16 protein-coding genes and 1 tRNA gene are annotated in these 23340 nt (G+C 61.1%); 3 read left to right on the forward strand and 14 right to left on the reverse strand.

The window, feature by feature from the left end:
- From AC1RKJ_RS05095 to secE, 13 genes are all read right to left on the reverse strand, one after another.
- Positions 1-1116: a helix-turn-helix transcriptional regulator gene (locus AC1RKJ_RS05095; RefSeq protein ID WP_492789995.1), complete on the reverse strand. Its 1116-nt coding sequence runs from the start codon at positions 1114-1116 to the stop codon at positions 1-3.
- A gap of 435 nt (positions 1117-1551) precedes the next feature.
- A complete protein-coding gene (gene rpoC, locus AC1RKJ_RS05100) occupies positions 1552-5769 on the reverse strand; it encodes a DNA-directed RNA polymerase subunit beta' (protein WP_492789996.1) in 4218 nt (1405 codons plus the stop codon).
- A gap of 127 nt (positions 5770-5896) precedes the next feature.
- Positions 5897-10027, reverse strand: coding sequence for a DNA-directed RNA polymerase subunit beta (gene rpoB / locus AC1RKJ_RS05105; protein WP_492789997.1), 4131 nt, complete (start codon positions 10025-10027; stop codon positions 5897-5899).
- A 432-nt stretch (positions 10028-10459) separates the two neighbouring features.
- On the reverse strand, positions 10460-10837 hold the full coding sequence (gene rplL / locus AC1RKJ_RS05110) for a 50S ribosomal protein L7/L12 (protein ID WP_492789998.1): 378 nt from the start codon (positions 10835-10837) through the stop codon (positions 10460-10462).
- A 52-nt stretch (positions 10838-10889) separates the two neighbouring features.
- Positions 10890-11408 (reverse strand): 50S ribosomal protein L10, encoded by a 519-nt coding sequence (gene rplJ / locus AC1RKJ_RS05115; RefSeq protein WP_492792649.1) that lies wholly within the window; start codon positions 11406-11408, stop codon positions 10890-10892.
- Between the two features lie 620 nt (positions 11409-12028).
- Positions 12029-12700, reverse strand: a complete 672-nt coding sequence (locus tag AC1RKJ_RS05120) for an Isoquinoline 1-oxidoreductase subunit (protein WP_492789999.1) — start codon at positions 12698-12700, stop codon at positions 12029-12031.
- Positions 12697-14889: a xanthine dehydrogenase family protein molybdopterin-binding subunit gene (locus AC1RKJ_RS05125; protein ID WP_492790000.1), complete on the reverse strand. Its 2193-nt coding sequence runs from the start codon at positions 14887-14889 to the stop codon at positions 12697-12699. The genes AC1RKJ_RS05120 and AC1RKJ_RS05125 overlap by 4 nt, the downstream gene beginning before the upstream one ends.
- A 3-nt stretch (positions 14890-14892) precedes the next feature.
- Positions 14893-15357 carry a (2Fe-2S)-binding protein gene (locus AC1RKJ_RS05130; protein ID WP_492790001.1) on the reverse strand — a complete coding sequence of 155 codons (465 nt, stop codon included), beginning with the start codon at positions 15355-15357 and terminating at the stop codon, positions 14893-14895.
- A gap of 192 nt (positions 15358-15549) precedes the next feature.
- Complete coding sequence (locus AC1RKJ_RS05135) at positions 15550-16497, reverse strand: 2-hydroxyacid dehydrogenase (RefSeq protein WP_492790002.1); 948 nt, start codon at positions 16495-16497, stop codon at positions 15550-15552.
- An 88-nt stretch (positions 16498-16585) separates the two neighbouring features.
- Entirely contained in the window at positions 16586-17278 is a 693-nt protein-coding gene (gene rplA, locus AC1RKJ_RS05140) for a 50S ribosomal protein L1 (RefSeq protein WP_492790003.1), read from the reverse strand.
- A 5-nt stretch (positions 17279-17283) separates the two neighbouring features.
- Entirely contained in the window at positions 17284-17712 is a 429-nt protein-coding gene (gene rplK / locus AC1RKJ_RS05145) for a 50S ribosomal protein L11 (protein WP_492790004.1), read from the reverse strand.
- A 134-nt stretch (positions 17713-17846) separates the two neighbouring features.
- Positions 17847-18377: a transcription termination/antitermination protein NusG gene (gene nusG / locus AC1RKJ_RS05150; RefSeq protein ID WP_006021087.1), complete on the reverse strand. Its 531-nt coding sequence runs from the start codon at positions 18375-18377 to the stop codon at positions 17847-17849.
- A 16-nt stretch (positions 18378-18393) separates the two neighbouring features.
- Positions 18394-18588 carry a preprotein translocase subunit SecE gene (secE, locus tag AC1RKJ_RS05155; RefSeq protein ID WP_492790005.1) on the reverse strand — a complete coding sequence of 65 codons (195 nt, stop codon included), beginning with the start codon at positions 18586-18588 and terminating at the stop codon, positions 18394-18396.
- A gap of 501 nt (positions 18589-19089) precedes the next feature.
- On the opposite strand from secE, the gene AC1RKJ_RS05160 reads away from it, so the two are divergent.
- A complete protein-coding gene (locus tag AC1RKJ_RS05160) occupies positions 19090-19347 on the forward strand; it encodes a DUF3551 domain-containing protein (RefSeq protein ID WP_492790006.1) in 258 nt (85 codons plus the stop codon).
- Positions 19348-19440: 93 nt separating this feature from the next.
- On the opposite strand, the gene AC1RKJ_RS05165 is transcribed toward AC1RKJ_RS05160, so the two are convergent.
- Positions 19441-19516 (reverse strand) — tRNA-Trp (locus AC1RKJ_RS05165).
- A 200-nt stretch (positions 19517-19716) separates the two neighbouring features.
- Between AC1RKJ_RS05165 and AC1RKJ_RS05170 the strand changes: the two genes are divergently transcribed.
- Both AC1RKJ_RS05170 and AC1RKJ_RS05175 read left to right on the forward strand, forming a co-directional pair.
- Complete coding sequence (locus AC1RKJ_RS05170) at positions 19717-21384, forward strand: sensor histidine kinase (RefSeq protein ID WP_492790007.1); 1668 nt, start codon at positions 19717-19719, stop codon at positions 21382-21384.
- 194 nt (positions 21385-21578) lie between these two features.
- A complete protein-coding gene (locus AC1RKJ_RS05175) occupies positions 21579-23327 on the forward strand; it encodes a caspase family protein (RefSeq protein ID WP_492790008.1) in 1749 nt (582 codons plus the stop codon).
- Positions 23328-23340: the final 13 nt, after the last annotated feature.

Below are 23340 nucleotides of genomic sequence, written 5' to 3' on the forward strand. Positions count from 1 at the left end.
TCAGGTGGATGGCGGGCGTACAGTCACCGGTAGCATCTTCCCGGCCAGCAGGCTGATGAGTTCCTGCTGGCGCGACAGACCGGTTTTCGAGAGCACGGCCTTGAGCTGGCTCCGGACCGTCTCGAGCGAAACGCCGGCGGCCAGCGCCAATCCCTCGATGGTCTGCGCCTCGCTGATACCCCGCGCCACCCTCGCCTCGGCCGGCGTGAGATCGAACAGGCCCTGCAGCACCTTCGCCGTGGGCACGACAGCGCGGTCCACCGGCGTGACCACCAGCAGCGAGTTGGCCTGTGAAAAGAGATCATTCGCCACGCCGCAAATCGGAAGCAGATGAAGGATCATCGGCGGATGTTCCTCCGTCGCGGCAACAGGAATGGAATTCACCGAGACCGGACCGCCTGCGAGCGATCTGCGGCCCAAGGCTTCTTCAAGCAGACGATCCGCTGCCGCATCCGAAAGGCAAAGCCGTTCGCGGCGATCCTGAAACAAGGACGGCATCAATCGTTCGAGCGACGCATTGACGGCGCGAACCCTGCCGCCGTCGCGCAGCACTGCTCCGGGCAGCCCCAGCGACTGCAACGTCTCGGTCATCGCCTTGGCCCGCTCCATGCCGAGCCGCGACGACAACAGCGCGCTGCGTGCAAGGTGAGGACGAAGCAGATCGAACTGCCTCACCGTTTCGATCGGGACCGGACCTTTCTCATAGGCGCGCTCGAAGGAGAAAATAATCGAATCTCCGGATGGGGTATCCAGCATCGTCCCGGTGGCCCAACCGAGGCCACGCTTGCGAAGAAAGTCACGATAGACCGGATCGTTGTCCAGTTCCTCGTCGGTGAAGGCATCATGGTCGCGCACAAACCCGGCAGCAGCCAACGCCCCCAAACGCGCGGGCCGCTGATTGATCTGCGCCCAGCCGTCGCGAACAAATTCCTCGAAAATCGCCTCGATGTCGGCCGATGCGATCCCGCTCGTGTGATCTGCGTTGGCTGTAAAAAGCAGCCCGCCAGCGCCGCCGACTGCGCTGGACATTTCGCCGAGCACGTCCGCCCACTTTTCCGGCACCACCGCCGCCTCGTAGATGCGGTCCGCCAGTGTTTCGTGAAACAAGTCAGCCAAGCTTCTGCCTCTCACGGCTTTCAACGCTAGGCTATGCACCCAGGTTCCGCGCCGCCAGCGAATGGTCATCCGCAATGGCAAATATAAAATCAAACGCGAGGGAATAAACAAAAAGGCCAGCTTTCGCTGGCCTTCAAGAACAGGTGTCCCCTATTCCAAGCCACGGACACCAAAATAATCACCGCGAGGCGATCATGTCCTATGGCTCCCTAGAATGCGCGTTTTTCTTTAAAAACCCCTGCCCAAAGTGCTTCTTGTTATTTTGGATGGTCACAGAATGACAACACGATAGAAGCATGACTTGCGGCATGGCATCACCCAAATGGGTTAAGCTACTCTGATGCTTTGGCTTTTACGTGCGCTGTGGCTTCCAGCCCACAACCTTGGGAGCCACGACGAAAAAGGCCGGCTCGAAAGCCGGCCTTTTTGATTGCATCAGCTCGACGCCGCGGATGACTCCGCCGGCGGCAACGCCAACGGTTCCTCTTCGGGAGCCGACGGCACGATCGCCGCCTGCTTCTCGCGCTCGTCGAGGATCAGCTTGTCGCGCTTGGTTGCGACTTCGCGGATCTTCGCCATCGAGGCGCCAGTGCCGGCCGGGATCAGGCGGCCGACGATCACGTTCTCCTTGAGGCCTTCGAGCGGATCCACCTTGCCGTTGACGGCAGCTTCGGTGAGCACGCGCGTGGTCTCCTGGAACGACGCCGCCGAGAAGAACGACCGCGTCTGCAAGCTCGCCTTGGTGATGCCGAGCAGCACCGGCGTGCCGGTTGCGATCTTCTTGCCTTCGTCCTTCGCCTTGGCGTTGATCTGGTCGAACTCGATCTTGTCGATCTGCTCGCCCGAAATCATGTCGGTCTCGCCCTGATCGGTGATCTCGACCTTCTGCAGCATCTGACGAACAATCACTTCGATGTGCTTGTCGTTGATGAGCACGCCCTGGAGCCGGTAAACTTCCTGGATTTCGTTGACCAGATAGGCAGCGAGTTCCTCGATGCCCTTGATCGCCAGAATGTCGTGCGGCGCCGGATTGCCTTCGACGATGAAATCGCCCTTTTCGACGATGTCGCCGTCCTGCAGATGGATGTGCTTGCCCTTTGGAATGAGGTACTCGCGAGTCTCCTCGTTCTTGTCGACAGGCTCGATCGAAATGCGGCGCTTGTTCTTGTAGTCGCGTCCGAAACGGATCGTGCCGGCGATTTCCGCGATGATAGCGGCATCCTTCGGCTTGCGAGCCTCGAACAGTTCCGCGACGCGCGGCAGACCGCCGGTGATGTCGCGGGTCTTGGCGCTTTCCGTCGAAACACGCGCGAGAATGTCGCCGGCCTTGACCTTGGCGCCGACGTCCACCGACAGAATGGCATCAACCGAGAGCATGTAACGGGCGTCACCGCCGCGTGCCAGCTTCAGCACCTTGCCGTCCTTGCCCTTGACCACGATGGCGGGACGCAGGTCCGCGCCACGGCCAGTCGTGCGCCAGTCGATAACCACGCGCTTTGCGATACCCGTGGATTCGTCGAGCGTTTCCGAGATCGACTGGCCTTCGACCAGATCCTCGAACCCGATGGTGCCTTCGACTTCGGTCAGGATCGGGCGTGAGTATGGATCCCACTCCGCGATGCGCTGGCCGCGCTTGATCATGTCGCCGTCATCGACGCGCATACGCGCGCCGTACTGAATGCGATGCGTCGCACGCTCGGTGCCGTCAGGATCGACGACCGCAACAACCATGTTGCGGACCATCGCGGCGTTGAAGCCTTCGCTGTTGGTCGCGATCGCCCGATTCTTGATGACGATCTTACCGTCGAAGTTCGACTCGATGAACGACTGCTCGTTGATCTGCGCGGCACCGCCGATGTGGAACGTGCGCATGGTGAGCTGCGTGCCCGGCTCGCCGATCGACTGCGCGGCGATAACGCCGACAGCCTCGCCGTGGTTGACAGGCGTACCGCGGGCGAGATCGCGCCCGTAGCACTTGCCGCAGATGCCGTTGACCAGTTCGCAGGTCAGCGCCGAGCGGATCTTCACTTCCTGGATGCCGGCCTGCTGGATGGCGTCGACGTGAGTCTCCTCCATCAGCGTGCCGCGCTTGACCACGATCTTGTTGGTCACCGGATCGCGCAGATCCTCGCCGTTGGTACGGCCGAGAATACGCGACGCCAGCGAAGCCACGACCGTGCCCGCGTCGATGATCGCGCGCATCTTGATGCCGAGCTTGGTGCCGCAATCGTCCTGCGTGATGATGCAGTCCTGCGCCACGTCGACCAGACGACGGGTCAGATAGCCCGAGTTCGCGGTCTTCAAGGCGGTGTCGGCCAGACCCTTACGGGCGCCGTGGGTGGAGTTGAAGTACTCCATCACGGTCAGGCCTTCCTTGAAGTTCGAGACGATCGGAGTCTCGATGATGGAGCCGTCCGGCTTGGCCATCAGGCCGCGCATACCGGCGAGCTGACGCATCTGCGCCGGCGAACCACGCGCACCGGAGTGAGCCATCATGTAGATCGAGTTGATCTGGGAATCTTCGCCCTTCGAGTTCTTCTTGACGGACGAAATTTCCTTCATCATCTGGTCGGCGATCTTTTCCGTAGCCTTGGACCAGGCGTCGACCACCTTGTTGTACTTTTCGCCCTGCGTGATGAGGCCGTCGTTGTACTGCTGCTCGAATTCCTTCGCCATCGAGCGCGTGTCGTCGACGATCTTCCACTTGCCGTGCGGCACGACCATGTCGTCCTTGCCGAACGAAATGCCCGCCTTGAAGGCGTTGTAGAAGCCGAGCGCCATGATGCGGTCGCAGAAGATCACTGTCTCCTTCTGACCGCAGTGACGATACACCTGATCGATCACGCCCGAGATTTCGCGCTTCGTCATCAGCTTGTTGATAGTGTCGAACGGCACCTTGCCGTGCTTCGGCAGAACCTGCCCCAGCATGACGCGTCCGGCGGTGGTGTCGTAGATCTTCGAGATCGTCTTGCCTTCCTCGTCGATCCCCGTCCACCGGTACTTGATCTTGGTGTGCAGGTGGATGACCTTCGAGAACAGCGCGTGCTCGATCTCCGCCATGTCGCGGTAGACCTTGCCTTCGCCCTGCAGGCCTTCGCGCAGGATCGAGAGATAATAAAGACCCAGCACGATGTCCTGCGACGGCACGATGATCGGCTGACCGTTCGCGGGATGCAGGATGTTGTTGGTCGACATCATCAGGACGCGCGCTTCCAGCTGCGCTTCAAGCGACAGCGGAACGTGCACGGCCATCTGGTCACCGTCGAAGTCGGCGTTGAACGCCGCGCAAACCAGCGGATGAAGCTGAATCGCCTTGCCTTCGATCAACACCGGCTCGAACGCCTGAATGCCGAGACGATGCAGCGTCGGCGCGCGGTTCAGCAGCACCGGATGCTCGCGAATGACCTCGTCGAGAATGTCCCAAACCTCGGGACGCTCTTTTTCAACGAGCTTCTTCGCCTGCTTCACGGTGGTGGACAGACCCTTGGCGTCGAGCCGCGAGTAGATGAACGGCTTGAACAGTTCGAGCGCCATCTTCTTCGGCAGGCCGCACTGATGCAGGCGCAGTTCCGGACCGACGACGATCACGGAGCGGCCCGAATAATCGACGCGCTTGCCGAGCAGGTTCTGACGGAAGCGGCCCTGCTTGCCCTTGAGCATGTCGGCGAGCGACTTCAGCGGGCGCTTGTTGGCGCCCGTGATGACGCGGCCGCGGCGGCCGTTGTCGAACAGCGCGTCCACAGCTTCCTGCAACATGCGCTTTTCGTTGCGGATGATGATGTCCGGCGCGCGTAGCTCCATCAGCCGCTTCAAACGGTTGTTGCGGTTGATGACGCGGCGATAGAGATCGTTCAGGTCGGAGGTCGCAAAGCGGCCGCCGTCCAGCGGCACCAGCGGACGCAGGTCCGGCGGAATCACCGGCACCACCGTCATGATCATCCATTCCGGCTTGTTGCCGGAGTGGCGGAACGCTTCGACGATCTTCAGGCGCTTGGCGAGCTTCTTGTGCTTGATGTCGGATTCGGTCTCTTGCATATCGACGCGCAGTTGCGCTTCGAGCTTTTCAAGCTCCAGACCCTTCAACAGTTCGCGGATCGCTTCCGCGCCGATCATGGCGGTGAAGCTGTCCTGGCCGTATTCGTCCTGCGCGCGGAGATACTCTTCTTCCGACAGCAGCTGACGGTCCTTGAGCGCGGTCAGACCCGGCTCGAGAACGACGTAGTATTCGAAATAGAGAATCCGCTCGAGATCCTTCAGCGTCATGTCGAGCAGAAGGCCGATGCGCGACGGCAGCGACTTCAGAAACCAGATGTGCGCGACAGGCGCAGCCAGTTCGATATGGCCCATGCGCTCGCGCCGGACGCGCGACAGCGTCACTTCGACCGAGCACTTCTCGCAGATGATGCCCTTGTACTTCATGCGCTTGTACTTGCCGCAAAGACATTCGTAGTCCTTGATCGGCCCGAAGATGCGCGCGCAGAACAGGCCGTCACGCTCCGGCTTGAACGTGCGGTAGTTGATGGTTTCCGGCTTCTTGATCTCGCCGTAGGACCACGACAGAATCTTCTCAGGCGAAGCGATCGAAATCCGGATCTGGTCGAAGACCTGAGCCGGAGTCGTCGGATTGAAGAGATTCATAATTTCTTGGTTCATCGTGTTCTCCTCGCGTGCCGATCGTCACCGGCAGCAAATTCGAAATTCTTCTGTCGTCTCGCGCCCTGCCCGACGTTCAGGCAAGGCGCGGATGCCCGGCATTCAAGCCGGGCATGAAATCTTCAGGTTACTCAGCCGCCTCGGATGTCGCCGACGGAGCGATCTTGGAATTGTGCAGATCGACGTTGAGGCCGAGCGAACGCATTTCCTTGACCAGAACGTTGAACGATTCCGGGATACCTGCTTCGAACGTGTCGTCGCCGCGCACGATGGCCTCGTACACCTTGGTACGGCCGGCCACGTCGTCCGACTTCACGGTCAGCATTTCCTGGAGCGTGTACGCCGCGCCGTAAGCCTCGAGCGCCCACACTTCCATTTCGCCGAAACGCTGTCCGCCGAACTGCGCCTTGCCACCCAGCGGCTGCTGCGTGACGAGCGAGTAAGGACCGATCGAACGCGCGTGGATCTTGTCGTCCACGAGATGGTGCAGCTTGAGCATGTAGATGTAGCCCACCGTCACGTTGCGATCGAACTGATCGCCCGTCCGTCCGTCGTAGACCGTCGACTGGCCCGACTTGTTCAGTCCGGCAAGATCGAGCATGTCCTCGATGTCCTTCTCCTTGGCACCGTCAAACACCGGCGTCGCAATCGGCACGCCCGCGCGCAGGTTACGACCAAGTTCCATCAGCTCGGTATCGTTGAGCGTCTTGATGACTTCGTCGTCGCCATAGACCTTCTTCAAGGTCTCCTTGAGCGGCTTGGTGTCCGACTTGCCGGCGCTGTAGTAGGCATCGACCGCCTGCCCGATCCGCTTGCCGAGGCCTGCACAGGCCCAGCCAAGATGCGTTTCGAGAATCTGGCCGACGTTCATGCGCGAAGGCACGCCCAGCGGATTGAGCACGATGTCGGCATGCGTTCCGTCTTCAAGGAACGGCATGTCTTCGATCGGCACGATCTTCGACACCACGCCCTTGTTGCCGTGACGTCCGGCCATCTTGTCGCCGGGCTGAATCTTGCGCTTCACCGCGACGAAGACCTTGACCATCTTCATCACGCCGGGCGGCAATTCATCGCCACGCTGCAGCTTCTCGACCTTGTCGAGGAAGCGCTGTTCAAGGCCCTTCTTCGATTCGTCGTACTGCTTCCGCATGGCTTCGATTTCGGCCATCAGCTTGTCGTTCGGCGACGCGAACTGCCACCACTGCGACTTCGGATACTCCTCGAGCACCGCACGGGTGATCTTGGTGTCCTTCTTGAAGCCCTTCGGGCCAGCGATGCCCTGACGGTTTTCAAGCAGGTCCGACAGACGGCCGTAGACGTTGCGGTCCAGAATCGCCTGTTCGTCGTCGCGGTCCTTGGCAAGACGTTCGATCTCTTCCCGTTCGATCGCCAGGGCGCGTTCGTCCTTGTCGACGCCGTGACGGTTGAACACGCGGACTTCCACGATCGTGCCCTGCACGCCCGGAGGCACGCGCAGCGAGGTATCGCGAACGTCGGAAGCCTTTTCACCGAAGATGGCGCGCAGAAGCTTTTCTTCCGGCGTCATCGGGCTTTCGCCCTTCGGCGTGATCTTGCCGCACAGGATGTCGCCGGCGCGAACTTCCGCGCCGATGTACACGATGCCGGCTTCGTCGAGGTTCTTCAGCGCTTCTTCCGAAACGTTCGGAATGTCGCGTGTGATTTCCTCTGGCCCGAGCTTGGTGTCGCGGGCCATGACTTCGAATTCCTCGATGTGGATCGAGGTGAAGACGTCGTCCTTCACGATCCGCTCCGAGAGCAGGATCGAGTCTTCGAAGTTGTAGCCATTCCACGGCATGAACGCGACGAGCACGTTGCGGCCGAGCGCGAGTTCGCCGAGATCGGTCGACGGACCGTCGGCAATGATGTCGCCCTTGCGCACCTGATCGCCCACCTTCACCAGCGGACGCTGGTTGATGCAGGTCGACTGGTTCGAGCGCTGGTACTTCATCAGGCGGTAGATATCGACGCCCGACTTGGTCGGATCGAGATCTTCCGTCGCGCGGATAACGATACGGGTCGCGTCGATCTGGTCGATCGTGCCGGTGCGGCGGGCCGCGATCGCAGCGCCCGAGTCACGGGCCACGACGCCTTCCATGCCGGTGCCGACGAACGGCGCTTCGGCGCGCACCAGAGGCACGGCCTGACGCTGCATGTTCGAGCCCATCAGAGCGCGGTTGGCGTCGTCGTTCTCGAGGAACGGAATCAGGGCTGCTGCAACCGAAACGAGCTGCTTCGGCGACACGTCCATGTAGTCGACCTTGTCCGGCGTGATCTGGAGCACGTCGCCGGCATGGCGGCACACCACGAGATCGTCGGTGAAGCGGCCCTTGTTGTCGAGCGCGACGTTCGCCTGCGCGACGCGGTAACGGCCCTCTTCCATCGCGGAGAGATAGACCACCTCGTCGGTGACGCGGCCGTCCTTCACCTTGCGGTAAGGCGTTTCCACAAAGCCGTACTTGTTCACCCGCGCGAAGGTCGCGAGCGAGTTGATCAGACCGATGTTCGGGCCTTCCGGCGTCTCGATCGGGCAGATACGGCCGTAATGCGTCGGATGCACGTCGCGGACTTCGAAGCCCGCGCGTTCGCGCGTCAGACCGCCCGGTCCAAGCGCCGAGAGACGGCGCTTGTGGGTGATTTCCGACAGCGGATTGGTCTGGTCCATGAACTGCGAGAGCTGCGACGAGCCGAAGAACTCGCGCACGGCGGCGGCGGCAGGCTTCGCGTTGATCAGGTCCTGCGGCATGACGGTGTCGATATCGACCGACGACATGCGCTCCTTGATCGCGCGCTCCATGCGCAGCAGACCGATGCGGTACTGGTTCTCCATCAACTCGCCGACCGAGCGCACGCGCCGGTTGCCGAGGTGATCGATGTCGTCGATCTCGCCCTTGCCGTCACGCAGATCGACCAGCGTCTTGATGACCGCCAGGATGTCTTCCTTGCGCAGCGTGCGCATGGTGTCCGGCGCGTCGAGTTCGAGACGCATGTTCATCTTCACGCGACCGACGGCCGACAGGTCGTAACGCTCCGAGTCGAAGAACAGCGACTGGAACATGGTCTGCGCCGAGTCGATGGTCGGCGGCTCACCCGGGCGCATCACGCGATAGATGTCGAACAGCGCGTCTTCACGCGTCATGTTCTTGTCGGCGTTCAGCGTGTTGCGGATGTAGGGACCGATGTTGACGTGGTCGATGTCGAGCAGCGGCAGTTCCTTGTAGCCCTGCTCGTTCAGCGCCTTCAGCGACTTCTCGGTGATCTCCTCGCCGGCCTCGGCGTGGATTTCGCCGGTCTTCGGGTTGACGAGATCTTCCGCGAGGTAGTTGCCGATGAGTTCATCGTCGGACAGACGCAGCGCCTTGAGGCCCTTTTCCTGAAGCTGCCGCGCCGTGCGCACGGTCAGCTTCTTGCCGGCTTCGAGCACGACCTTGCCCGAATCTGCATCGATCAGGTCGTTGATCGTCGAGTAGCCGCGGAAACGGTCGGCGACGAACGGCACGCGCCAGCCTTCCTTGATCCGCTTGTACTGAATCTTCTTGTAGAACGTGGACAGGATTTCTTCGCCATCGAGACCGAGGGCGAACATCAGCGACGTTACCGGAATCTTGCGGCGGCGGTCGATACGCGCGAACACGATGTCCTTGGCATCGAACTCGATGTCGAGCCACGAGCCGCGATACGGAATCACGCGCGCGGCGAACAGCAGCTTGCCCGACGAATGGGTCTTGCCCTTGTCGTGATCGAAGAACACGCCCGGCGAACGGTGCATCTGCGAGACGATGACGCGCTCGGTGCCGTTGACCACGAAGGTGCCGTTCATCGTCATGAGCGGAATGTCGCCCATGTAGACGTCCTGCTCCTTGATGTCCTTGACGGACTTGGCGCCGGTTTCTTCGTCGATATCGAACACGATGAGGCGCAGCGTCACCTTCAACGGTGCCGCGAACGTCATGCCGCGCTGGCGGCACTCGTCGACGTCATACTTCGGCTGTTCGAATTCGTAGCGGACGAATTCCAGCTGCGAGGTGCCCGAGAAATCGTTGATCGGAAACACCGAGCGGAAAACCGCCTGCAAGCCTTCGTCCAGCCGTCCGCCCGCCGGTTCGTCGACCATCAGGAACTGGTCGTAGGACGCCTTTTGAACCTCGATGAGGTTCGGCATCTCTGCGACTTCCTTGATGTGTCCGAAGAACTTGCGAACGCGTTTGCGACCGGTGAACGTCTGCTGCGACTGCGCCATCGTGGCCTCTCACTTTCGCCGCCCAAGCCTTCCCAACATGGGTCCGCTGGCGGCATCTTCCGGAGTGCGATGGGCACCGCCTCCGGGTTGAATTTCAAATCGCCCGGGCAAACTGCAAACAGATTGCCAAGTATCACGGCATCCAAGTTTCAGGAGGCGGGACTTCCCGATCCGAATCTCAAGACGCAAAATGACGCGCGGGGCGCTGGTGGCGCCCTGCCCGTCAAAACAACTCTACGGCCTGTTAAAGCCCGAAATCTCTCGTCTCCCAACGTCCCGCCTTGAAATCGATCCGGGTTTCAAAGGGCGATCCGTCCTTTCGTGCCTCCGCCTATATGGGCGGTAATCGCGGCGATTCGAGGGGGTCAATCATCGAACCGACACACTTTAATGTGTCCGGCCGGCCCCGAAGGACCGGCCAAACATATCGACTTACTTGAGTTCGACCTTGGCGCCAGCCTTCTCGAGCTGAGCCTTGATCTTCTCGGCTTCGTCCTTGGCAACGCCGTCCTTGACGGGCTTCGGTGCACCTTCGACGAGGTCCTTGGCTTCCTTGAGGCCCAGGCCGGTGATGGCGCGGACTTCCTTGATGACTTCGATCTTCTTGTCGCCAGCCGAAGCGAGAACAACCGAGAACTCGGTCTTCTCTTCAGCAGCGGCAGCGCCGCCGCCAGCGCCCGGAGCCGCAGCAACCGCAACAGCGGCAGCAGCCGAAACGCCCCACTTTTCTTCAAGCATCTTGGCGAGGTCAGCAGCCTCGAGAACCGTGAGGCTCGAGAGGTCGTCTACGATCTTCTGTAAATCAGCCATTGTATCTTTCCTTCAGCGTATCAGTTCGAACCAGTTGAGATGGAGAATGGCATCACGCCGCTTCACTCTTCGAGGCATAGGCCTGAACCACGCGGGCCAGCTTCGCAGCAGGCGCGGTGGAGAGCTGAGCGATCTTGGTCGCCGGCGCCACAAGGAGGCCGAGGATCTTCGCGCGCAGTTCATCAAGCGACGGCAGCGAGGCAAGCGCCTTCACAGCGTCGGGATTCAGGACAGTCGTTCCCATCGCACCGCCAAGGATGACGAACTTTTCGTTCGCCTTGGCGAATTCGACGGCAACTTTCGGTGCTGCAACCGGATCGTTTGAAGTCGCGATCACGGTCGGCCCCTTCAACAGGGAGCCGATGGAAACAACATCCGTGCCTTCAAGAGCAATTTTGGCGAGACGATTCTTCGAGACCTTCACCGAGGCGCCAGCCTGCTTCATCTGCGTACGCAGGTTCTGCATCTGGGCAACGGTCAGGCCGGAATAATGAGCTACGACCGCAACGCTGGTGGTTTTGAAAACCCCATTCAGCGTGTCGACCGCCTCTTTTTTTGCCGCTCGTTCCACAGCAAGCTCTTTCCGGTTGGCGGTCCGCTTGAGACAGAACCGCCGGGTTGCACCGATCGTCCTGCCCGCTAAGCCTCGAGACATTCATCTCTCAACACGTCGGGCACGACGACATTTCGGAAGCCTGCCCTCTCACCCTGACCCGCCTTGCGGCGCGCTAGAGCGAGGTGTCGAGGTTCGAACCAAATCCGCAGCCGCTACCGAATCGGCAACGGGTCACGAAATCCGGTTTTCACCCGTCTGTGCAGGAGATTAAGCGAAGCTGTTTCCACAAGGGATTCGGCCAGGCACCTGCAGTCTTGGACAGGATGGAGCTTTCTCCGGCTTTTGACACCTGAGAGAGCCCCGGCTCATTTTCGTCAGTCAAAACAAGGGTTTCCGTTCCTGTGAGCAATCCATGCGGAATGATCGACGAGGAATGAACTCCTATGGGTTTGATTTTCGGAAAACGAACACGGACGCGCCAGCGACAGCCAGCACGCCCGGAAAGGAATGTTTAACGGGTCCGGATTGGGTTGCCAAGGGGATTCTGAGTTCCCAAAGCATTTTCCGGGCCAAAAACTCGTCGTCGCAGGAGAGATTTCGGCCGACCCTTTATGTATTCCGCGTCCTGACTTATTTCAACCCTTTGTATTTATTGGAATTTTCGGACATGCCGCGCCTTCTGCGGCCCATGCCTTGATCAGCTCGCCGAACTCCTTCTGGGTTCCCGGTGCTGGCGTCCGGTTCGCACCGGGAGACCAGGCCCAGCCAACCAGACTGTCCTCGGCCATATGCTTCACAAGCGCGGCCATGTCCTTGCCGTCGTTGCGCTTCGGATCCTTGATCTGCTCGCAGATCTGCCCGAGCGACTTGCCCTGCCACGCCATTTCGAGCGGCGCGAGGTGCCATTGCGGATGGCCCGGCACACCGGCCGGATCGAAGTTCGTCTCGTGGTGGCAGGTGTTGCAGGCCAGACCGCCAGCCGCACCCATGCCGCCCTCGCCGCGCACCACCAGCGGCTGATGCGGCGTCATCTTGTTGGTCTGCGTCGGGCGCTCGGTCGCCGGATGGCAGTTCATGCAGCGCGGCGACATGATCACCTTGCCGGCTTCCTCGAACAGCGCAACGGCACGCTCGTTCTTGTTCTTGATGCTGTCGAAGCTCGAAACCGGCTTCAGCGTCACCGGATTGACCGCGGGCTCCATCGCGGCATCCGCCTCGCCGCGAAATGCGGGTCCAGCGAATGCAAGCAACGTCGCGGCGACTGCGCCTGCCGCGAGCGCCATCGCACCTTGCCTGATCACACTCATGCCGATGCTCCCGGCACGATCGGCAATTGCCGCGGACGCACCTGTCCCAGTTTGGCCATCGCATTGGCGACCGCAGGACCGATCGGCGGCACACCCGGCTCGCCGACACCGCTCGGCTTCTCACTCGACTTGACGATCGTGACCTCGATCTCCGGCATCTCGTTGATCCGTAGCGACCGATAGCTGTCGAAGTTGCCCGGCACCACGCGGCCTTCTTCCATCGGCACATCGGCATAAAGGATATGACCGAGACCGAAGCCGATGCCGCCTTCCATCTGCGCGCGGATGATATCCGGATTGACGGCGACGCCGCAGTCCACCGCGCACCAGACTTTATGAATCTTCGGACCTTCTTCGGTCATCGACAGTTCGACCACCTGAGCGACGAACGTGTCGAAGCTCTCGACCACCGCAACACCGCGCGCACGGCCGGGCTCAAGCTTTGCGTTCTTCCAGTCCGACAATTCCGCAACCGCGCGAAGCACGCCGGCATGACGCGGCTTCTTGCTCATCAGTTCAAGCCGGCCTTCCACCGGATCCTTTCCGGCAGCCTCCAGCAATTCATCGACGAACGCTTCAACCGCGTAGCCGGTATGGGTATGTCCCACCGAACGCCACCACAGCACCGGCACGCCGACATCGACCTGATGCAGATCGCATTTGAAGTTGGCGACATCGTAAGGGATTTCATTCGAGCCTTCGTAGGCCGTGGCATCCATGCCGTCCTTCATCGTCATAGCCTCGAACGGCGATCCCTTCATGATGGACTGCCCGACAATGGTGTCGCTCCATGCCACGATCTTGCCGTCCCGCACCGCGCCGCGCATCCGATGCACGCTGAACGGACGATAGTAACCACCGCGCATGTCGTCCTCACGCGTCCAGACCAGCTTGACGGCCTTGCCGGGACCGATCGCCTTGGCGACTTCGGCGAGCTCAATCGCTATATGCGTCGTCTGTTGCGCGCGGCGGCCGAAACTTCCGCCGGCCAGGATCGTCTGCAACCGCACCTTTTCCATCGGAAGGCCCAGCACCTGGGCGATAGCTGCATGATCCGGCGTCGGGAACTGGCTGCCATAGCGCGCATAGACCGTATCGCCTTCCCATTTCAGGAAAGCATTCAGCGGCTCCATCGGCGCATGCGCAAGATATGGAAACACGAATTCGGCTTCGATAACGCGTCCGCCGGGCTTCGCAAGCTCGGCCTCCATGTCGCCGTCCGACTTGACCACCTTGCCGGGCGTCTTCGACAGCGCGCGGAAGTCGGCCAGGATTTGTTGCGTGCCGCGCTTTTCGGTTTTGCTGTCGTCCCATGTGATCTTCAGCAGATCGAGCGCCGTTTTCGCAGGCCAGAAACCCTTGGCGTAAACCGCGACGCCGCTCGGTACGGTCTTGAAATCGACGACGCCCTGCACCGCCTTCGCAGCCGTCGCGTCAAACGAGACAACCTTAGCACCGAAGCGCGGCGGCCGCGCAATCAGCACCGTCAGCATGTCCGGTTCGTGAATGTCGAGCGTGTAGACCGCGGTCCCGTTTGACTTCTCGAAGCTGTCGAGACGCTTGACCACGCCTTCCTTGCCGATCAGCTTGAACGCCGACGGGTCTTTCAGTTTCGGATTGGCTGGCACCGGCAATGCATTCGCCTTCTCGGCGAACGCGCCGAAGCGGCCTTCCTTGCCGGACGGATGCTTGATGACGCCGTTCTCGACCGTGATTTCAGCCGCAGGCACATTCCATTCGCTGGCCGCCGCAGCCACCAGCATTTCGCGCGCGGCCGCGCCGACCTTGCGCATCTGTTCGTAGGAATTGGCGATCGCTGTGGAACCACCCGTACCCTGCACGCCGAACGCCAAATTCTTGTAAAGAACCGGATTGGATGGCGCGTGATCCGCGCGCATCTGCGCCCAGTCCGCATCGAGTTCCTCGGCCACGAGCGTCGCCATGCCGGTGAACGGACCCTGCCCCATCTCGATGTGCTTGCAGAGCACCGTCACCGTGTTGTCCGGCTTGATGATCAGAAAGGTGTTCGGCGTGATGTTCACCTGCGCCGCGGCCGGCGCGCCTTGCGCGAATGCCTTGCCGCTCCGTGCGAGATACACTCCGAGCACGAGGCCGGCTCCGCCCTTCAGAAGATTCCGCCGCGAGAGCGAGGACGCAGACTTGATGGTGTCTTTGATATGCACGTTCATGGCTCAGCCCTCCAGCGACTTGGCGGCATCGTGGATCGCGGCACGAATGCGGACATAAGCGGCGCAGCGGCAGATATTGCCATTCATCGCGAGATCGATGTCGCGATCATTCGGTTTCGGGTTGAGTTCGAGCAGCGACGTCGCGCTCATGATCTGGCCGGACTGGCAATAACCGCATTGGGGCACATCGAGTGCGACCCATGCCTTCTGCACGGCCTGAGCCTCGCGGCTCTTGATGCCTTCGATGGTGGTGATCTCGCTTGCGCCGACCGCCGACACCGGCAGCGAACATGATCGCATCGGCTGGCCGTCGACATGCACGGTGCACGCGCCGCATTGCGCGACTCCGCAGCCATACTTGGTGCCCATCAATCCCGCGCCGTCGCGGATAGCCCAGAGAAGAGGTGTTTGCGGGTCGACATCCACACGATGTTCGCCGCCGTTGATCTTGAGTGTAAAGGCCGCCATGGCCGCATTCCTTCTGATGACGTCAGAAGGCGAGTCTACATTCGACTCGTTCTAAGCAGCAATCAAACTAATGTGCAGCGCAGCGCTGAATATTTTTCCGCGTGCAAGGAACGAAGCCTCGCAATCTGCGTTGCGGCTTCCTACATATGTCAGCATCCACGACATAGATGATGACAGTTTTATTTTTCGGTATCACGTCACCGGATAGCGCAGCGGCTTGCCCGAAAAAAAAGCATCCAGATTGGCTAGCACGCAATCCTGCATGGCGACATGCGACTCGACCGTGTGTCCTCCGATGTGCGGCGTCAGCACGACATTCGAAAATTTCGTCAGCGCGTCCGGTGCGTGCGGTTCTTTTTCGTAAACGTCGAGACCCGCGCCGGCGATCACATTGTTCTCAAGCGCAGCCACCAGCGCCTTCTGGTCGATCACCGAGCCGCGTGAAATGTTGACGACCGTCCCTTGCGGACCGAGCTTCTTCAGAATGTCGGCGTTGACGGCATGCTGCGTGTCGGCTCCCGCGCGAACCGCAATCATCAGAATGTCGGACCATTCCGCCAGCGCGGCGAGCGACGCGTGATAGGCATACGGCACGTCGTGCCTGCTGCGGCTGTAATAGCCCACCTCGGTCTCGAACGCCGCGCAGCGCGCCGCGATCTTGCGGCCGATTTCGCCCATCCCGTAGACGCCGATCTTGCGCCCGGTCATGCCCGGACCCGGCCGCATCGACGGCGACGGCTTCGCACCCGACCATCCGCCGCTGCGAACATAGTCGTCCGCAGGCAACAAGCGGCGCGTTGTGGCCAGCATCAGCGTCATGGCCAGATCTGCGACAGAGGCAGCATTCGCGGCCGGGCTGTTGCCGACGGCGATATTCCGCCGTGCGGCTTCCGCCAGATCGACGCCGTCATAGCCGGTGCCGTAGCAGATGATCGCACGCAGCGACGGCAGCGTGTCGAGCACCGACGACGGGATCACCTGCCCGCCCGCCGTGATCATCGCGCGGATCGGTTTCAACTGTTCGGCTGTGAACGTTTCGATCGGCGGCTTGCCCATGCCGTCGAGCAATTCGTAATGCTCGCCGATGCGCACCATCTGGGCTTTTGGAAAACGCGAATAGATCAGGACTTGCTCGGGCATGTTTCGTCTTCCAGCAGAACTTCCAAAGAAAAAGGCGGAACAGGTTTGATCCTGCTCCGCCTTTCAAACATTCATATGCTCGCGTCGATCAGGAGTTGAGGCTGCCCGGCTCGACCTTGACGCCCGGACCCATCGTCGACGAAACGGCGATGCGCTGCACGTAGGTGCCCTTGGAGCCCGCAGGCTTCGCCTTCACGACTGCGTCGGCCAGTGCCCTGATGTTCTCGACGAGCTTCTCTTCCGAGAACGACGCCTTGCCGATGCCGGCCTGCACGATGCCGGCCTTCTCGACGCGGAACTCGACCGAGCCGCCCTTGGCGCCCTTGACCGCGTTGGCGATGTCCATGGTGACGGTGCCGATCTTCGGGTTCGGCATCATGCCACGCGGGCCGAGCACCTTACCGAGACGACCGACCAGCGGCATCATGTCAGGGGTTGCGATACAACGATCGAAGTCGATCGTACCGCCCTGCACCTTTTCAACGAGGTCTTCAGCACCGACAACGTCTGCGCCTGCTGCCTTGGCTTCGTCAGCCTTGGCGCCACGCGCGAACACGCCGACGCGCAACGTGCGGCCGGTGCCGTTCGGGAGAGTGACGACGCCACGGACCATCTGGTCGGCGTGACGCGGATCGACGCCGAGATTGATCGCAATCTCGATGGTCTCGTCGAACTTCGCGCTGACGCGCTCCTTCACCATCTTGATCGCTTCGGTGAGCGGATAGAGATGTTCGCGATCGATGCCCTCGCGAGCCTTCGCGAGCTTCTTGCCAATTGCCATGATCGTTACCCCGCCACCTGGAGACCCATCGAACGGGCAGAGCCCTCAACCATTTTCATGGCTGCTTCGACGGTGTCACAGTTGAGATCCTTCATCTTCTTCTCGGCGATCTCGCGAATTTGCGCAGAGGTCACCTTGCCCGCGGAGTCGCGGCCCGGCAGCTTGGAGCCGGACTGGATCTTCGCCGCCTGCTTGAGAAAGTAAGACATCGGCGGGGTCTTCATTTCAAACGTGAACGACCGGTCCGCATAAATGGTGATGACCACCGGGATCGGGGTGTTCTTTTCTTCCTTCTGCGTCTGCGCGTTGAACGCCTTGCAGAATTCCATGATGTTGAGGCCGCGCTGACCGAGCGCGGGACCGATCGGTGGCGACGGGTTCGCCGCACCGGCCGGCACCTGAAGCTTCAGGTATCCGGTCACTTTCTTAGCCATGCTTTACTCCTTCAAACGATCCGGACCATTCCGGACCTTCTTAGGACCGTGGTGCGGTTCAACAGGCGGCTGGCGACCGGCTGTCTCCTCCCACGGCATTCTCACCGTCCTTGCAATCGCAGGGACGGAAACGATCAGACCTTTTCGACCTGACCGAATTCCAGTTCGACCGGCGTCGCACGTCCGAAGATCGACACCGCGACCTTCACGCGCGAGCGCGCCTCGTCGATTTCCTCGACCACGCCGGAGAACGACGCAAACGGGCCATCGGCCACGCGAACGTTCTCGCCGATCTCGAACGACACCGACGCCTTCGGCCGCTCAACGCCTTCCTGCACCTGATGCAGGATGCGCATGGCCTCGGCTTCCGAAATCGGCATCGGCTTGTTTTCCGCGCCGAGGAAGCCCGTCACCTTGGGCGTGTTCTTGATGAGATGGAACGCCTCGTCGGTGAGGTTCATCTTCACCAGCACATAGCCCGGGAAGAACTTGCGCTCAGCGTCGATCTTGCGGCCGCGGCGCACTTCCGTGACCTTCTCGGTCGGCACCAGCACCTGTTCGAACAGGTCTTCAAGTCCACGCTGCTTGGCCTGCTCGCGAATGGATTCGGAGACCTTCTTTTCGAAGTTCGAATAGGCGTGAACGATGTACCAGCGCATGCTCATTGTTTCGGTTCCGCGCTCAGGCCTGAATGCCAAGAATGAAAGTAACCAGGACGCGAATGATCTGGTCCGCGACGAAAAAGAAGATCGAGGACACCGCGACCATAATGAAGACCATGATCGTGGTGATCACGGTTTCGCGGCGGGTCGGCCAGGTGACCTTGGCGGTCTCCGTGCGCACTTCCTGCAGGAATTTGAACGGGCTGAAAGCCATCGTCGGTGATCCGCATCCATAATGCCGGGAACGTCGTTTCCTGGCGTGATTTCAGGTATTTCAGGAATCCGGACAGCCCTCTCGTGCGCCCAACCTCTTTTGAAGGATGAGCCGCAAAGCGGGCTCGATTGTCCGGGGATTTCAATGCCGCGCCGGATATCCGTCAAAACGGGCCAGCAGCAGGTGCCGTTATCTACTGCGGGACGGGCGTCAGGTCAAGGTACGGGAAAAGACCCAAAGGCCGGAAAAGGCCCTGCCTGTCAGGCCAAATCCGGCAACACCGGAACCCGCGAACCTCCGATTTTCGCCCTCGCCGGACACTTCGGATGGACGGGTAGCCCGGGCCGGCCAAGAACCGGTCAAGACCTCGTTTTCGTTCACCTGCTCATGTTCTTTATTCCGTGGTCGATCGAAAAGAAGCGGCATTCGATCACGCGGATTCGTTCGAGCGGACTTTGGCCGTTCTGGTAAATCATGGCCCAACGATCCGGGAGGAATCATATGCGAAAATCCATGATTGCACTGGCCGTGCTTGCGACAGCGACGCTGTTCGGCGCGCGCGCCGAAGCGGTGGAGTATCCTTACTGCGTGACGGCGACCGAAGGCTGGGGCGCTTACATCGAGCGTTGCGATTTCTCGACGATGGAACAATGCCAGATGACGGCGCGGGGTTCGAATGGAACCTGCTCGACCAACTGGCGGCTTCAGTTCACGCGGCCCGATCAGCAATCGCAGCCGGCCAGACGCCGCGGCTACTGATCCGGACCCACAGGGTCGCGCGCGAACACCGCTTTGCAGCTGTCAAAAATGGTTGGGAGAAGAAGACGTTCTGCCAGTAAGTGAATTTTTTACTGGCAGGAGCGGCAGGGCTCGAACCTGCGACCCTCGGTTTTGGAGACCGATGCTCTACCAACTGAGCTACGCTCCTACAGGCCGCCTCTATAGCGAACCATTTTCGCTCCGTCACGCCCTGTCTTGGCGATTTTAGGGGCGATTTCCCTCAGAAATTTCCTCTCAAGGAACCCCGTCTCCAGCGATTGCCGCCATCCGGCGCGCCGCGTAGGCTGCGACAAAGCTCAAACGGGTGGGGAAAGAATCGGTTTGCCGCTTCGCAATGCAATAGGCAGCATGTCGCTTACCCACCGACTGCTGGCGCTTACCCTCGTTGTGTCCCTGCCCGGCCTCGCGGCAGTCAGCTATGGCGCTTTCGACCTCCGGAATGCGCGCTACGCCGAAGTACGCGCCGATGCATTGCGTAACGCGCAGGTCGTCGTGTCCGAGATCGAGCAGATTTTCGGCGGCATCCAGAGCGCGATGCACGCCGTCGCAGAGGCGGACGAGGTCAGCCGGCTCAATAGCACCGCCTGCACCGACTATATCGTCCGGGTCCGCCCCAACGTCGAGCCGCTGACATCCATTCTGATCGTTGGACTGGACGGCAACATCCGCTGCTTCAGCGAACCGAGTCTGGCTTCGCCAAATCTCGCAAACCGCGATTACTTTCGTCAGGCCATCGATCAGAAGAAGTTCGCGATCGGAACATTCATCGCCAGCAAGGTGTCGGACCGGAACGTCATTCCGATGGCGATGCCGATCATCCGCGACGGCAAGGTCGAGGGCGCCGTAGCCGCCGGTCTCGATCTTGAGTGGCTCGGCCGGCGGTTGAAGCAGCGCGGCGTGCCGCAAGGCGGAACGATCGTGATTGCAGACCGCAACGGCATTGTGGTCTCCCGCGAACCGTTCGGCGAAAAATATATCGGCGCAAAGCTCAGCGACAGCCTCGGCCGGATCGACAACTCCGTGGCGAGCGCTGAAGACATTGTCGGTCTCGACGGCATCTCCCGCATTGTCGGCTATGTGCCGGCTGCCCTCACACCATTCGGCCTGTATGTCAGCAGCGGCATCTCGCGCGAGGAAGCCTTCGGGCCGATCGACCGCGCCGTGCGTAACAGCTTCGCGCTGTTCGCGCTGGGAACCGCGGTCGCATTCCTGCTGGCATGGCTCGTCGGCGAAGGCATCATCCGCAGGCCGCTGATGCGCATGGTGGCGACCGCGGAAGCGTGGCGGCGCGGCCATGACGCGGCGCGAACCGGCATCGTCGGCCGCAGCGACGAGATCGGAATTCTCGGACAGACCTTCGACCGGCTGATGGACGAGAACGCGATGCGCGAGGAACAACGCGCCACCGCGGAGGAACGCCGCGAGATTCTGGTTCACGAACTCGCGCATCGCGTCAAGAATACACTCGCCACCGTGCAGTCCATTGCATCCTTGAGCTTTCGTCACAGTCAGGGACCGGAAGCACTGCGCCAATTCCATGATCGCCTACAGGCGCTGGTGCGCGGCCACGATCTGCTGACCCGGAAGAACTGGCAGCACGCCGATCTGTCCGAGGTGGCCGAAGCCGCGATGGCTCCGTTGCAGGAGGAACGGGGGCATCGTGTCGTGATTTCGGGGCCGCCGGTGGACTTGCCCCCGACAACGGCCGTGCCGATGGCGATGATCATGCACGAACTCTGCACCAACGCGCTCAAGTACGGCGCTCTGTCGAACGAGACCGGCCGCGTTACCATCGGCTGGATGACGCGCGACGAGCCGCAAGGCACGGCCATCAGTCTGATATGGAGCGAGAGCGGCGGGCCGGTCGTCCACCCGCCTGAGGAAGAAGGCTTCGGCACGCGGCTGATCGCCAATCTCAGCCGGCAGTTGGGCGGCGACAGCAGTTTCCGTTATCCGCCGTCGGGCGTTGTCTGCCATATCAGCCTGGTGGCGCCAAAAAACGAGCCGCGGGATTGAACCCGGGCCAGGTCAGGCGCGCCTAAAACGTATGGTTTTGAGCAAGAAAACCCGGCCAACGACTGAAGACATGTTGAGAAGTGGCGGCTTTTTTGGTAAATATAGCCAATTGCTGGACTTATTTGTTTTTTAGCTACTCGGGGTGACTAGCCTTGCGCTTCATCCATTCAGTCCTGTTAGGGACAATCGCTTTGGTGTTCAGTTCGACTGTCGGGCTGGCGGAAAAGCGCGTTGCACTGGTCATCGGCAATTCGGACTATCAGAACGTCGCGCGGCTCGCGAACCCCGCCAACGATGCCGCGGCCATGGCAGCGACGTTCAAGAATGCCAAATTCGATGTCGTTGAATCCCGCAACGATCTGTCCGCGATCGCCATGCGTCGCGCGCTGCGGGATTTTGCCGACAAGGCGCGCGATGCCGACATCGCGGTGGTCTATTACGCGGGTCACGGCATCGAGGTCGATGGCAATAATTACCTGATCCCCATCGATGCCCAGCTGGATCGCGACACCGACGTCTATGACGAGACATTCGCGCTCGACCGCATTCTGGTCGCCGTCGAGCCGGCCAAGCAGTTGCGCCTCGTCATCCTCGATGCCTGCCGCGACAATCCGTTTTCAAAGACGATGAAACGCACCGTCGGCGCGCGCGCCATCGGACGCGGGCTCGCCAAGGTCGAGCCTTCAAGCCCGAACACCATGATCGCCTTCGCCGCGAAGGCCGGCTTCACCGCCTCCGACGGCGAGAGCAAGAACAGCCCGTTCGCCATCGCGCTGGTGAAACATCTCGCGACCCCCGGCCTCGATCTGCGCAAGGCGTTCGGATACGTCCGCGACGATGTTCTGAAAGTCACCAACAACAAGCAGGAACCTTTCGTCTACGGATCGCTCGGCGGCAACGATGTCGCGCTGGTGCCGGCCGTGGCAGCACCTGCGACGGCCACGGCGCCTGCCGCCAGCACCGATTCGAATTCCGCGATCCGGCGCGATTACGAACTCGCCGAACGGGTCGGCACGCGCGAGGCATGGGACTTCTTCATCGCCACCTATCCCGACGGTTTCTACGCCAAGCTGGCGCAGGCCCAGCGCAACAAGCTGACCGCCGAGGAAGCCCGTCTCAAGGCCACTGAAAAAGCCCGGGTGGCGCAGGACGAGCAGACGCGCCTCGCCATCGAGGGTGCCAAGGCCGCCGAGCAGGCCAAGGCTGCGGCGCAAGCCAGGGCCGCCGAGGAGGCGCGCGTTGCCGCAGAGAAAAAGAAGGCTCTCGAAGACACGAAGGTCGTTGAAGCCGAGAAGGTGAAAGCCGCGGCGCAGGCCAAGGCCGCCGAGGACGCCCGCATCGCCACCGAGAAGGCGGACGCAAAGGCCGCGGAGCAAAAAGCCAAGATCGCAGCCCTGACGCCGCCGGATCAGGCAACTCAAGCCGCGCCCAAGACAGAACCGGCAACCGCCGTCGCGGCCGCCGACATCCCTCGCCTGCTGCAAACCGAACTGCGCCGCGTCGGCTGCAACACCGGTGCGGTCGACGGCAACTGGAACGCGGCTGCCCAGAAATCGATGGCGCTGTTCAACAAAAGCGCCGGCACCAAAATCGAAGTCAAGGTTGCGAGCCTCGACGCGCTGGATGTCGTGAAAAGCAAGACAGCGCGCATCTGCCCGCTGATCTGCGATCACGGCTTCAAGGCCGACGGCGAACGCTGCGCCAAGATCACCTGCAAGGCGGGCTTCGAGGTCGGGGACGACAACACCTGCGAACGCATCGAGGTGAAGAAGCCTGCAAAGCCAATAGCGCGGGAAGAGACTGCCAGGCCGAAAGCGGCAGAGTCATCTGGGCAAATTTTATGCGATAACGGCGGCTGTAGGCCGGTGCGAAAGGGCTGCAAGCTGCAGACTGTTTCATCGGCTAGAAATGTGGGAACGACGCAGCACGAGGTCTGCAATTGACCATGTCAGATGT

This window comes from Afipia sp. GW822-FHT04G07, from assembly GCF_058800765.1.